Genomic DNA, 13,830 nt, shown 5'->3' on the forward strand with positions numbered 1-13,830 from the left:
TCTCGACTTTGGAGAGATTTCTTGACTATATAATTTTTAGATATCTCCTCTCCTTACTCGTTCGATATGACGGTTTTAATCAGATATGGCTTCTTTCTTTTTTTGTTCAGCTCGCTGTTTCAGCTGTACCAATGCTTTATCTAACTGCTTTTCAAAAAAGTGGTTGACTTCTCTTGCTAACTCCGTATATTCCGGCTTACTTGTTTTTGACAATCCCAAATCCACACATTTCCACCAAACCGTTCTTATTCCCATGATTAAACGTAACCTAGCAAGTTGTACCTCACTATGTGGATAAACAAAATCAATGAGCTTCCTATCAATCGCTCCAGACCAATCCACTTGTTCACCCAAACTACATTCCAAAAACCTTGAACCGAGTTTGCAACGAGTATATGTATTTACGCCGATTTCGTACAAATTCCGTATAAGCAATAGAGCAGTATCCAACATCAAGGTTGATGAATTGTTCAGCATACAGTACAAATTATTCATACATACTTTGGCATTTTCGACAATTTTGGCTTCTTTCTCATAAATTGCCTCCCAATCTACCTCGGTAATATCAAACTTTGGTTTGAAGGTCGACTTTCTTCGAAGTATGCGTCCCCTAGTCCAGAGGGTATTGACCAATCGGTGACCCTCGGCGAGTTTTCGTTCGATGTAAGACACGTTCAAATACAGCACCATCGCGCTAGCAACACCGACCTGCATACATTTGAAATGAAACGGACCGGTATTATTCATGATGACCACCAAGTACAGCTCCACTTTCGCTCCGACCTGCTCCTGTTGCTCCTGCTGAAATAAACTTCCTCCCGAAAAACCGCCTGTGTGATAGTTCAGCATCGTGATCTGCTCGGGATTGTGGTTCTTACGTATCTTCTCTAATAATTGGTTGACATCCGAAGTATACTCGGGCAGCCAAGGATAGTCTTTAAAAGACTCGCAAACGAGGGTTTTGACCGGCTGTCCTTCCTGTTTGGAACCGTAGCTTTCCGTTTTTGCCTCTTTGTTCTCCACTTGGTCTTGAGCAGCTTTCTCTTGCTCTACCATCTTTTTATCTTGATAATTGACAATACAGGCCAGCATCATCGCTACTCGTCTATCCATATCATCCGCTATTTGTTCGCATTTGTGGAGTAAGATCTCAAACTCTTCTTTAGAAATATCGATCTGATCCCACTTGAGCGTTTTCACATAGCTTTGATCAAGCTTGCGCAACAGCTCAGCCTGGGCTTCATTATAAGGAAATAGGTCATATAAACTTGGAAGTGCCCCCCTTACCGATTTAATAAGTTGCTCGACACTATGTCCTTTCGTCGATTTGACCCCCATGACACTAGTTTTAAAGGATTTGATACGCGCTTCGACAAATTGATGCAACATAAAAGTCGCTTGCGTATAATCTTCTTTGTCCAAAAAATTAGCCACACCGGCACGAAATTCATCTGATATTCCACGTGCCTGATTGTAATTGTATTGTGCCAACTCCAATAGCCCGTTCAGATTCTTGTCCTCAAAGATGGTATTTAGCTTCTTTTTACTAGCATAAAGCAGGTTTTCAGGCAACGATGCATAGGTATGGTACAGACTCCCCTGCTTCAACCTATTGGACCATTCGCCCGTAATTATCATCTCAAAAGACATCTCCTCCTCCAAATCGGACATACATAGCGATACAATGGGGGCCAAAGCATTAGGCGCCATCCCTTTTACAGGATTCACCACCAATAGCAACTGGGGTTTTAATTGCTGTTCCCCATCATCCGTTGGAAATGCAAACTGATATATACGCTCGACATCGATGCGCTGGATCAGGCGTTCGATAAATTTCTCTAATGAAATACACATGTTTTGTATCATTAATTTGTTTATAATTATAGATTATCTATACAAATGTATAAATAAAAATATAAAAACAAAACATATGTATATTTTTTTATACACAAAACTCCCCTACCCTTACATCTAGCGGAAATTACAATGATAAGAAGGTTATACAATTTTTGAAGCTGTAGAGGCCTTATCTACAGCTAAAGAAGTTTTCTTTGCAAAGAATAAACCGAATATTATATCAGGCCTGCCGCACACTATCCGCCAATGCCGCAACTTCATCGGCTACAGCCGTTTCTGATCCATCTGTTATTGCTGAGGAATGAACATACCTTGCACCGGTTTCATGTAAAACACGGGCAATATTGGTGGACCTTAGACCGCCACCAGGCATGATCGTAATACGCTCTCCTGCCTGTTTGACTAATTTCCGTAGGTTGGTTGTTCCTAAATCTACATTTGGCTCACATCCAGATGTCAATATCGTATTAAATCCACACGCTATGACATCCTCCAAAGCCGAATCCAAATCATTTACGACATCAAATGCCCGGTGAAAAGTACAAGGAAGTGGCCGGGCTAGTTCAACCAGCTCTGTATTCTGTGCGATATTAACAGCATTGTTTGCATCCAAAATACCAAAAACAAAACCATCTACCGCCAATTCCTTAAAAGCGACAATCTCTTGTTTCATCTGCTCGAATTCGGCGACGGAATAGACAAAATCTCCTCCTCGGGGTCGAATCATGACATTTAGATCAATTTGCACCTGACTCCGTACATTCTTTACCATGTCTACGGAGGGACTCGTTCCTCCGACATGCATTTCTGCACACAGTTCAACACGGTCTGCACCATTTTCCTGAGCGATCCTCGCGGAATCCGGATGGAAACAAGCAATTTCTAATTTTGCCATTTATTATTTTAAGTAATGATCAGATTTTATTAACTCATTCCCTTTTGCATCATATTTAGCATAATTAAAACCGCCATGTATACAATAAGAACCGTACTCTCCTCTTTTATTAAGTGCTATAAAACCGACTTGAATAGTGTCTAAGGACTTTTTACGGTTTTGAGTAAACTTAATGATACGCTTTACGGCTTCTTCACAAGCTTTTTGCGGAGAACGCCCCTGACGCATTAATTCGACCACCAAATGACTGCCTACTGTGCGAATCACTTCTTCTCCATGTCCGGTGGCTGTAGCGGCACCAATCTCATTGTCTACGTAAAGTCCGGCACCAATAATTGGAGAGTCGCCAACCCTTCCGTGCATTTTATAGGCCATACCACTTGTTGTACAGGCTCCAGAAAGATTTCCTGCAGAATCCAGCGCGATCATGCCAATCGTATCGTGATTTTCGATATTGACAACCGGCTCATATTTAGACGTCTTCAACCACTCCTTCCACTCTTTTTCTGATGCTTCAATTAATAAGTTTTCTTCTTTGTAGCCCTGATCTTTCGCGAATTGAAGTGCACCTTCGCCGACAAGCATCACGTGAGGCGTTTTCTCCATGACGGCACGTGCCACGGAAATAGGATGTTTTATATGCTGCAAGGCGGCAACCGATCCAATATTCGCCATCTCATCCATAATACAGGCATCTAGCGTTACCTTGCCATCGCGATCCGGTCTTCCGCCATAACCAACACTGCGCTCCGTTGGATCGGCTTCGGTAAAACGTACGCCCTGTTCTACCGCATCCAGCGCACGGCCATTGGCATGCAACACCTTCCAGGCTTCTTCATTTGCTTTTAAGCCAAAATCCCAGGTTGACAAAACAAGAGGCTTATTGACTCTTTTTGTGGTCTTAGCATTCGCCGCCAAAGAAACTAAGCTTACTCCCATAGAGGCTAGACCTAATTTCTTGATAAAATTTCTTCTGTTATTCATCCGTATCGATGTTATCGTTCACAAATAGCCCGCACTAATTTACACTAATCTCATCCACAAACAACCAAGCTCCAGATCCGGCTCCGGCTAGCCCATCGGGGATAATACCTAAATTTAATACTTCCACTTTGATATACCGTGCCTTTTGTTTCGGAAATGTTAAAATTAAATCGCCGTCTGTTTTATTAATTTCCGCCTGGCTAAGTCCTTTAATAAACGAATATGATGAGCCATCGTTAGCGATAGACACACGTACTTCTTTCGGAAAATGTATCCAACTGCCTTTGCGATCAAGTGATGATAATTTTACGGAACTAAATTCAGTTTCCGTACCGAAGTCGATCGTGGCATTCACATCTTTTCCATTAAAGCCAAGCCAATTCTTTCCAAAAAATTGCTTATCACCAAATACACCATCGACCAACGTGGCGGCTCCTCCTGCAGAATAGGCTTCTCCGGGTTGATCGACCAATTGAATGTGTTTACCAGTTGATTTGCTGATTGTAAATGGCTGCGTAATTGTGGCGCTTATCGGCTTCCCATTTTCAAAATAGGTCGCTTTAATGGTTTGCGACTTATCGATTTTGATAGGAGATACATAGGGCAATGAAGTAGAAATAGGCTCGGAACCATCGACCGTATAGCGGATATTTTTGGGATCGTTGGCTGTAGATAAGTTATAAGCCAGCTCACCATCTATTAACTCTATATTTCCGATCACCTCAAAAATTGCATTGGAATAATTAATTCCTTTACGATCCAACGTTTTCATGTGCTCAATTACCCGGCTCTCAAATTTTTTATATTGATCGGGCTGGGAGGTTCCCCATGCTACTTCAGATAAGGCCATCAGCCGTGGAAACAGCATGTGTTGCACCTGTCCAAAATCAGTGATATACTCTGTCCACAGATTCGCCTGCGGACCTAAAATATGTTTGGCTTCTTCTGCAGACAACTCAGCTGGAATTGGATTAAAGCTATACACCTTTTCCAAACGTAAATCTCCTCCGAAAGCTAGTGGTTCGGTTTGTGGGTTGCCCTGGTAGTAATCAAAATATAGATGTGAAGTCGGTGTCATAATTGCATCATGCCCAGTTTTAGCGGCATGTATACCACCTTGAATACCTGTCCAGCTCATAACCGTTGCGTTTGGTGCCAATCCACCTTCTAAGATTTCATCCCAGCCGATAATTGCTTTACCTTTGGAGTTAATGTATTTCTCCATACGGGTGATAAAATAGGATTGTAGCTCGAGTTCATCCTTCAAACCTTCCTTCTTTATCAATTCCTGACAGTGTGAACAGGTCTTCCATCTTGTTTTAGGTGCTTCATCGCCACCAATATGGATATATTTACTGGGGAAAAGTGTAATCACTTCGTCGATTACGTCTTCCAATAAAGCGAAGGTTTCATCCTTCGGACAAAATATATCATCCATGACGCCCCAGGTTGTTCCCACTTCAAACGGCCCGCCCGTACAGGACAATTCAGGATAGGCCGCCAAAGCCGCTAGTGCATGGCCGGGCATCTCAATTTCGGGAATGATCTCAATATGCAATTTCTGTGCATAGGCAACGACATCCTTTATTTGTTCCTGGGTATAAAACCCACCATAAGGTTTTCCGTCAAACGTCATTGCCGCATAAGGGCCTATTTGCGATTCCTTCCTGAAGGCTCCTATCTCTGTCAGCTTTGGATGGCTTTTAATTTCAATTCGCCAGCCTTGATCATCCGTTAAATGCCAGTGAAACTTATTAATCTTATACGCTGCCAGATAATCTAAATACTGTTTTACTTCTTCCGCATTGAAAAAATGGCGAGAAACATCTAAATGCATTCCACGATAGGCAAATTTAGGGGAGTCCCGAATCACAAGAGCCGGAATCTCAAGGTTTGATCGATTTTCTTCAATCAGCTGCAAAAGCGTTTGAATACCATAAAAAACCCCTCGATTTTGATTCGCCGTAATAACAATCTGATTTGCATCGACCACTACTACATAGGCTTCATCGGACGTCGCGCCATAACTTTTCTTTAAATCAAGAACAATACACTTTTTCGTACACTTATTGGAAATAGGTAACTCTAGACCGATGATCTCTTTTATATTTTTTTGTAAAAACTTTGCTTCTTCTGGAGAGCCTTTACCCAGAATCGAAAAATTCTTATCCAAATTTAAATTTCCTGATTTGATCTCCAGATGTTGAGGTGCTGGAATCAAGCTCTGCTGTGCATAACAATTACCTGCAACAGTAAAAAAAGAGAAAAATAAATACTTTATATAGTCCATATCTGTTTACTTTTTCCAAAAATACCATTTATAATCATTCTGCTAAAACCTTTTTTCAATTCCCACGCGTTTTATAGGAATACAATATCTAAATCGCTTTTGTTTTATCTCTTAACCATCCTCTTTCACCTTCAGATAAGTGAGGAGATAGTTTATCAAACACCCATTGGTTGTAATTATTCAACCAATCGACGTGAACTTGATCTAATATTGACTTCTCCACCAGATCTGTATCAATATAACAGATCGTCAATGTTTCAAAATCCATAAAATCGCCAAATATGGAACTTTCCAATCTTTTGGAGCGCACTAAATTTTCGATACGGATACCGTGCTTGCCCTCACGATATAGCCCAGGCTCTATCGAGGAGATCATTCCTTCTTCAATCGCAACGTCTACATTAGTGGGATTGAGCACTTGCGGCCCTTCATGTACATTTAAGAAAAAACCAACACCATGCCCTGTACCGTGACCGTAATTACGGAGAGCAGCCCAAATCGGACGACGCGTAATCGCATCAATCTGATAGCCTTTTGAACCTTTTGGATAAATACTTTGGCTTCCTTCAATAGTTCCTTTCAATACGATGGTATAATCTTCTTTCTCCTCCCGTGTGATTTCACCAAGCGATACGACGCGTGTAATATCCGTTGTACCTGTGAGGTACTGACCTCCCGAATCTACTAAAAGCAAGCCTTGTGGTTTTAACTGATAGTTACTAAAGTCGGTAGCATGATAGTGAGGTAAAGCACCGTGATCGAGATAGCCGGCAATGGTGTCAAAACTTACGTCTACAAAACCGGCTTGCGCTGCCCGAAAATCTCGTAATTTTTCGGCTACAGAGACCTCTGATAACGTTCCACTAGAAACATGCTCCTCCAGCCATTTAAAAAACTTAGTCAATGCCACACCATCACGAATCATTGTTTCGCGAATATGATTTAGTTCCACTTCGTTTTTTACCGCTTTGAACGTCGTAGATGGATTGGTACGTTCTAGAATATTAACATCAGCAGGGATGCTATCGTAAATAGCAAAACAAGTACGTTTAGGATCAATAAGAATGGACCGCACTTTAAGTAACCGTACGAACTCGAAGACCTCCTCATACGGTCTTAGCGTTACGCCTGCTGTTCTTAATTCGTCAACCATCGTCCCGCTTAATTTTGATGGCTCAATAAACAAAATAGCTTCGGTAGCCGATATATATACAAATCCCAATACAACCGGGTTGCAGGGCACGTCTTGTCCTCTAATATTTAGAAGCCAGGCTAAATCATCCAAAGATGATATCAGATGCCCTTCTGCCCTACTTTTGACCAAGGTCTTACGCACCTCATTAATTTTAGAAGCAGTGGATTGTCCGGTTGTCTTTTCATCTAGCAGAAAGGCTTCTGCACGAGGTAGCTCGGGTCGGTCGTTCCAAATTGGGCTAAGCAAATCGACATGACCGTCTACCCAGATGCCTAATGGTTCCAATATAGCTTTTACGGTCTGTGCGACCAATAACGAAGCCATATTGCCATCAAAAGCAACCTTATCTCCTTTTGCAAGATGCTCGCCTATCCATTCTGCGTATTCTGCTGCCCCCTGCACTTTTAGTTTTACCAACTCAAAACCTGTATCGGCCAGTTCCTCCTTAGCTTGTACAAAATAGCGTGCATCTGTCCATAAGCCTGCAAAATTCGCCGTTATAACCAACGTACCCGCAGATCCCGTAAAACCAGAGGTCCAAGCGATACATTTATATCTTTCCGGTAGGTATTCACTAATATGAGGGTCAGAGGAAGGTATGATATAAGCTGCTATCCCGCCTTTTTCCATTAGTTGACGGATCTGTTTTAATCTTTCCAAATGTGTCATATTTGTTGTTATTAAATTAGGTACGCAAGTTAGGAAATCTTAAACTTTTCGGTTGCATCTAAGCAAAATTACCTAAGTTTCAATTGCAAGCTTATTTCCAATATCTTACTGTTAGTCGAATTAAAGGCTTTACTAGGTTGGAGGAAGCATTCGCGCCATACGCTATTCACCGCGAAATCCAAAGTTGAATATCTTCAGAATAGATGACAAAAATCAGAATATAGATCAATGCTGTACTAAACATCAGCAACACCTTTATGAAAAATCTTTTTCTGCTAAGCACCTTACCTTTCATTGCAGACCGTTCCTCACAACTTATTTGATAAGCTTGGTAAAGCTGTTGTTTTTCTAATAGTAACTCGTTTAACTTTTGATTTTCTTTCCTTAGACTATAATACTTGTCTTCGAACACTTTGAGCTCGTCTGATAAATTGGTTGCTGTTCTGTAGTCAGTTTCTGCTTCAAAAAAACAACGGATATCTACATCGAGAGCAGCCGCTAAAGTAGGCAGGCTATCTGCCTTAAGCCGGGTGTGTCCCTGCTCAAGGTCGTTGTAGGAAGACTGACTAAGACCTATTAGTTTTGCTAATTCTGTCTGACTGATATTTCTGTACTCCCTGATCTGTCTGATCCGGATATGGTTAAATAATGGGTTTACTTCTTTTTTCATGGTTAACCTGGTAGGGTGTTCTTATTCAAATACCTTGTATCAGAAATATTAAAACTACATAATAGCAAAATCACCGTGCAAAGTACCAAGGGAGAAGGTTCTGTTTTTTCTTTTTGTTTACCGGTTTGATGAAAGAATCTATAAATTTCATTTCGAAAAAGCGAGTTAGGTTCCGTTTCCCAGCTTCTCATGCGCTATGTCCTGTCTTGCAAAACTTTACATACTTTTTTTTGTTATAAAATTGTCTTGTTTGTTTTATCAAACAGCTTATTTCAGACCTATGAAAGCAAAACTACAAAATGAGAACAACAAAGACTCTAGTGCCAACTATGTTCCGAACTTGCCCTACCACTTGGAATTATGTCAAAAGATGGCGAAGATCGGAAGTTGGGAATTAGATCTATCAGTTGAAGATCCTAATGCGCCGCAATATTGGTCGGACGAAACTTATCGTATTCTGGGATATGAACCTGGAGCGATAATGCCGTGCTATAACACATTTTTACATTCTATCCATCCTGACGACCGTGCCGCTGTGACAACAGCAGCAGAATTATCTATAAAAGCGGGAAGAGAATACGATCTCGAGCAGAGGCATATTCTGCCTAACGGGCGCGTAATTACCACAAGAAGCATTGGTCAGGTGATTTTTGACAGCAATACTGGCGTGCCATTGAAGCTATGTGGCGCTATGAAGGATATTACTGAAAAAAAAGATGCGGACAACGCATTGGAACAAGCTAATAAACAGATGGCTATTCTATTTGAAAAAATAGATGAAGTGCTGTATTCTGTAGATATGCAGCAGTATCGCCTGTTGCAAATGTCTCCAGCATGTGAAAAGGTATATGGATATACTCTCAGCGAATTCTATGATAATAATAATCTGTGGATGGATGTCATATTAGAGGAGGACAAACATATCATTCATGAAAGCGATCCGCTAATGAGACGGGGAGAAATCGTAGTAAATGAATATAGGATACGTCATAAAGATGGTAGTATACGATGGCTAGGCGGCACATTGACGCCTACTCTCGATCACGCTGGCAACTTAATTAGAATTGACGGACTCTGTTCCGATATCACTGCACGTAAGGAGGCTGAAATTGCTGTAAAGGATAGTGAAAAAAAGTTTAGAACATTAATTGAGAACTCGTCAGATGGTATAGCTGTCACCAGCATCGACAGAAAGCTTATTTTCGCATCAAATTCCATGTTACGCATTACAGGCTATTCTCCTGATGAACTGCTCTCCATAGATATGGCATTCCTGTTTCATCACGAGGACCAAAAATTATTGTTGGGTATCGGGGAAAAAATATTGGAACAGCCGGGTAATACCGCTAAATTTATTGCTAGATTTCGTCGGAAGGAAGGACATTGGATATGGTTAGAAGGTGTTAGTCAAAATTTGCTTCACGAACCTTCTGTCGGTGGTTTAATTACAAATTTCCGCGATATCACCGAACGTATCCAGTACGAGGAGGCCTTAAGCTCCGCGAACAAGCACTTAAAAAAAACTTACAATGAACTTGACCGTTTTGTATACAGTGTTTCTCACGACCTACGAGCCCCGCTTGCATCCCTTCTTGGCGTTATTGAATTTACACAATCTGAAACAAACGAGTCCGAAGTAATCGAAAATCTATCCATGATGAAAGAGAGTGTAAACAAACTGGACGGATTTATATTGGATATACTCGATTATTCAAGAAATTCGAGAGCCGAAGTAAAAGCCGAAAAGGTCAATTTTTCTGAACTTTTGAGTGAATCTATGAATAATCTCAAATTTATGAGCAGTGAAAATCGGAACGTTACTGTAACATCGACCATTGATGACAATCATACATTTTATTCGGACTCTAGTCGTCTGAAAATTATAATCAACAACTTAATTTCTAACAGCATAAGATACTGTAATCCTAATACAGTATCACCTTGGGTTTCTGTGGTCATCAGCATCGAACCTGCTGAAGCTACTATAATCGTTAAGGATAACGGCGTTGGTATTGATAAGCAATTTCACGAGAAAATATTTAATATGTTCTATAGAGTATCTAAAAGTTCAGTTGGGTCAGGCTTAGGACTATATATCGTTAAAGAAGCGATAGATAAAATAAACGGGACGATTGAAATGACATCTGAGTCAGGTATTGGAACAGAATTTAAAATCAAGGTGCCAAATCTGAATGTTTAGGATTTCCATTTAATTTTTTTAATTATGAATTACAAGAGAGTGTTAGTTATAGATGATGCCAAAATCGATCGTTATATGGCCGAAAAAATAATGAAAAAGTACGATTTTACCGATACAGTAGTGATGGTAGAATCTGCTATGGATGGCTTGGAGTTACTTGAAGCCTGTTTAGAAAATCCCGGATCTTTGCCAGAATTGATTTTTTTGGATATTAATATGCCTCAAATGAGCGGTTTTGATTTTCTTGATGAATACGCGAGATTTCCTGAGCACATAAAGAAAAAGTGTATCATTATTATGTTATCCTCTTCTATACATCCAGAAGACAAGTACCGCGCAATGGAAAGCCCCTATGTGTATAAGTTTTTAAGTAAGCCGTTGAACGCTGACAAACTTCAAGAAGTTAGTCAAATCATTTAAATCACCACCCACGAATAGGCATCTACTATAGGATCGATGCAATAAACTGTATCACAAATTATTTTTCTAACCTTAAAGATAGATAGCGAATCCACATTGGCGGAGATGGGGGCTATTATTAAACATCCGCGAAACCCAAAAGTCTCCCATTTAAAGTAGCAATTCCAGTACGGACTTGGATGAGTTAACGTGACATCAGCGAGCATATCATGGAGATGGACGACACGGAATGGAATAATAAGAAGGAGGATGCTCTCTCTCCTTCTTATTATTAATTAGATGTTTTTTTCAAGTGATGTTACCACCTGTTTTTTTAGGCTTTCTGAAAAACCAGTGAATTTCTCCACGATTTTACCTTCTTTGTCTATTAAGAATAAGGTAGGAATTCCAATAATCATAAATTCTTTTAACGTTTTGTTTTTGTCTGGACTTAATACTTGAGCCCAAGGCATATTTTCCTCGTGCACAGCTTTCATCCAAGCTTCTCTATTTGTATCAATGGATACACTTAATACCTCAAATCCTTTGTCGCTATAAGCTTCATATAGCTCTTTGATAGCTGGAATAGCTTTGCGGCATGGGCCACACCAACTTGCCCAAAAATCTATTAAAACATATTTCCCTCTGTAGTCTTTGATATCAATAATTTTTCCTTCTGCATTTGCATAGGCTAGATCTGGTATTAGACTTCCTTTCTTTAACGAAAACCTTATTTCTTTTTTCGTTTGATATTGCGCTTTCAGATGTTTCAAATCGGATGATGTAGGAAATTTTAAGAGTGCGTTTTCAATTTGGCTTTCAAAAAACTCACTATCGGCATCCGTAGGATATAAACTTAAAAGATAAATTACTCCTGGGTTGTCAGTGTTTGTTTGGATCAGATTTTGAAGACGCAGTAGTTCAAAGTTGCTTTTTTTTCGGATTAGCCCATCTGACTTAATGTATTTTGACCATGTAGAGTCTTTCTGTGCATGTCTCACCGAAGACATCCATTCGGCATTCAATTCTTCCATCTCAAGAGATGTTAAATAATTGTTGTAGTTGGCCGCATTTATCAATCGATTGGCAGATGAATTACTTTTTACATTTACAAATCCCGAATTTCTCATCTTAACACGGGATGTATCATATCCACGTGCTTCAATTTGTAAGTCTGTATCAGAATAAAATGAAGCAGATTGCCATTTTAAAATATCTAAACTATAAAATTCGGGCTTCGCAGATTCTAACTTCAACTTAAATACACCTGTTGTGTCTACCTGCGCAGAGTCTACTAACTGCCTCTCCGAACCGAAACCTTTGTATAGCCATACCCAATTGTATTTGTCAAGAAAGGATGGATTTCGTGCGGCAACATGACCTTCTATCGTAATAATTCCTTTTTTTTGAGCTTGAGCAGTGTGTACACTAATTAAATTCAAAAATATCACGAATAATAAAAGGTAAGATTTTATGTTTTTCATTTTATCCTGTTTACTTACTGAATATTTCTTCTAGTTTTTTATCTAATTCTTGTTGCGCAGAACCTCTCCAACGTGCTATAAGTTTGCCTTCTTTATCCAGTAAGATCTGTGTTGGATATGCTTCAATATTATACATCTGGATGACATCTTGTTTCATAGTTTCTTCGTCATTCAATACATTGACCCAAGTAAGACCATCTTTTTCGATGGCTTCTTTCCAGTTTTTTTCTGCGACAGTTTGACTTTTGACCTTTTCACTAGCGACGCCCACTATTTCGAAACCCATTGATTTGTATTTGCTGTATAGCTCTTTTAGATGTGGATTGGCCGCACGACATGGCCCACACCAACTTCCCCAAAAGTCTAATAAGACGTATTTTCCTCTGAAGTCGGATAAACTAACAGGTTTGCCATCAGTATCAGGTTTTGTGAAGTTTGGCATTGGACCGCCTTCGCTAACAATTTTGTTAGCCGCAATCTTTGATTCTAATCCTTTGGCATAATTGGTGTTTTTATAAGTTGCTGACAAAGCATTATAGGCGACCTCTAATTCACTAGGAGTATAGCTGTTGGAAAAGCGACTTAGAAAATACAAACTGGCGAAAAGATCGGGGTTTTGCTGGATAAATGTTTTTTTTCCCTTTTCAAGATCTGCTCTGTTCGTCATCATTTTTTTGACATGCCCCTCTGTCTCTTCTTTTACGCCCATCATTCTGATTTCGGTGAATTGTTGTTGGAGCGTAGACATTTGTTTGGTGTCGTCTTTTTGTTCATTACGTAATTTTGTGAACCCCGCATTAAAAATGTCTCCAGTAACTTGTGCAAGATGTAAATCCTCTACCTGACCATCAATAAGAATAGTAGCACCTTTGCTGATAACTATTTCTAGGGGGGGCGCAGGTTGGTACATGCCAGCTTTACCGCCTCCTAAGTAGATATTTCGATCATATGTTGTATTTAGTTGCGTTACAAATGGCTGATCTGTCGCTCTGCCACTTAGTTCAAAAACTCCGTTTTTGGCTTTGACGGTTATTTTTCCGTCTAAGCCATCTACCGTGATCTCGTGGTCACCTTGGCCAGCAAGTTTTCCTTTGATCGTAAAATCTTGTCCCTGGGCAATACTTATGCATGCCAGCACGAGTAGTGTAATTATTGTTTTTCTCATCTTTCTTTCTCTCTATATGTAT

The 13,830-nt window shown here is 40.0% G+C and carries 10 protein-coding genes; 2 read left to right on the plus strand and 8 right to left on the minus strand.

All coding sequences use genetic code 11. From position 1 onward, the window contains the following. Positions 1–75 precede the first annotated feature (75 nt). From FAZ19_RS14235 to FAZ19_RS14260, 6 genes are all read right to left on the minus strand, one after another. Positions 76–1,866 (minus strand): HEPN domain-containing protein, encoded by a 1,791-nt coding sequence (locus tag FAZ19_RS14235; RefSeq protein WP_136821417.1) that lies wholly within the window; start codon positions 1,864–1,866, stop codon positions 76–78. Positions 1,867–2,077: 211 nt separating this feature from the next. Further along, a complete protein-coding gene (locus FAZ19_RS14240) occupies positions 2,078–2,752 on the minus strand; it encodes a copper homeostasis protein CutC (protein ID WP_136821418.1) in 675 nt (224 codons plus the stop codon). 3 nt (positions 2,753–2,755) lie between these two features. Then, positions 2,756–3,736, minus strand: coding sequence for an isoaspartyl peptidase/L-asparaginase family protein (locus FAZ19_RS14245; RefSeq protein ID WP_136821419.1), 981 nt, complete (start codon positions 3,734–3,736; stop codon positions 2,756–2,758). A gap of 34 nt (positions 3,737–3,770) precedes the next feature. Beyond that, the gene (locus tag FAZ19_RS14250; RefSeq protein WP_136821420.1) at positions 3,771–6,026 is read right to left on the minus strand and encodes a glycoside hydrolase family 20 protein; all 2,256 of its coding nucleotides are present in this window, start codon (positions 6,024–6,026) and stop codon (positions 3,771–3,773) included. 88 nt (positions 6,027–6,114) lie between these two features. Then, on the minus strand, positions 6,115–7,890 hold the full coding sequence (locus FAZ19_RS14255; protein WP_136821421.1) for an aminopeptidase P family protein: 1,776 nt from the start codon (positions 7,888–7,890) through the stop codon (positions 6,115–6,117). A 166-nt stretch (positions 7,891–8,056) separates the two neighbouring features. Continuing rightward, the gene (locus FAZ19_RS14260) at positions 8,057–8,560 is read right to left on the minus strand and encodes a helix-turn-helix domain-containing protein (RefSeq protein WP_136821422.1); all 504 of its coding nucleotides are present in this window, start codon (positions 8,558–8,560) and stop codon (positions 8,057–8,059) included. A 280-nt stretch (positions 8,561–8,840) separates the two neighbouring features. Here FAZ19_RS14260 and FAZ19_RS14265 point away from each other — a divergent pair, with 280 nt between their 5' ends. Both FAZ19_RS14265 and FAZ19_RS14270 read left to right on the plus strand, forming a co-directional pair. Further along, complete coding sequence (locus tag FAZ19_RS14265) at positions 8,841–10,760, plus strand: PAS domain-containing protein (protein WP_169305659.1); 1,920 nt, start codon at positions 8,841–8,843, stop codon at positions 10,758–10,760. A 24-nt stretch (positions 10,761–10,784) separates the two neighbouring features. Further along, positions 10,785–11,180: a response regulator gene (locus FAZ19_RS14270; RefSeq protein WP_136821424.1), complete on the plus strand. Its 396-nt coding sequence runs from the start codon at positions 10,785–10,787 to the stop codon at positions 11,178–11,180. Positions 11,181–11,455: 275 nt separating this feature from the next. Here FAZ19_RS14270 and FAZ19_RS14275 read toward each other — a convergent pair whose 3' ends face one another. Together FAZ19_RS14275 and FAZ19_RS14280 are read right to left on the minus strand one after the other, a co-directional pair. Next, entirely contained in the window at positions 11,456–12,643 is a 1,188-nt protein-coding gene (locus FAZ19_RS14275) for a TlpA family protein disulfide reductase (RefSeq protein ID WP_136821425.1), read from the minus strand. Between the two features lie 10 nt (positions 12,644–12,653). Further along, complete coding sequence (locus FAZ19_RS14280; protein WP_136821426.1) at positions 12,654–13,808, minus strand: peroxiredoxin family protein; 1,155 nt, start codon at positions 13,806–13,808, stop codon at positions 12,654–12,656. Positions 13,809–13,830 lie beyond the last annotated feature (22 nt).

This window comes from Sphingobacterium alkalisoli, assembly GCF_005049105.1.
Taxonomy (GTDB): Bacteria; Bacteroidota; Bacteroidia; order Sphingobacteriales; family Sphingobacteriaceae; genus Sphingobacterium; species Sphingobacterium alkalisoli.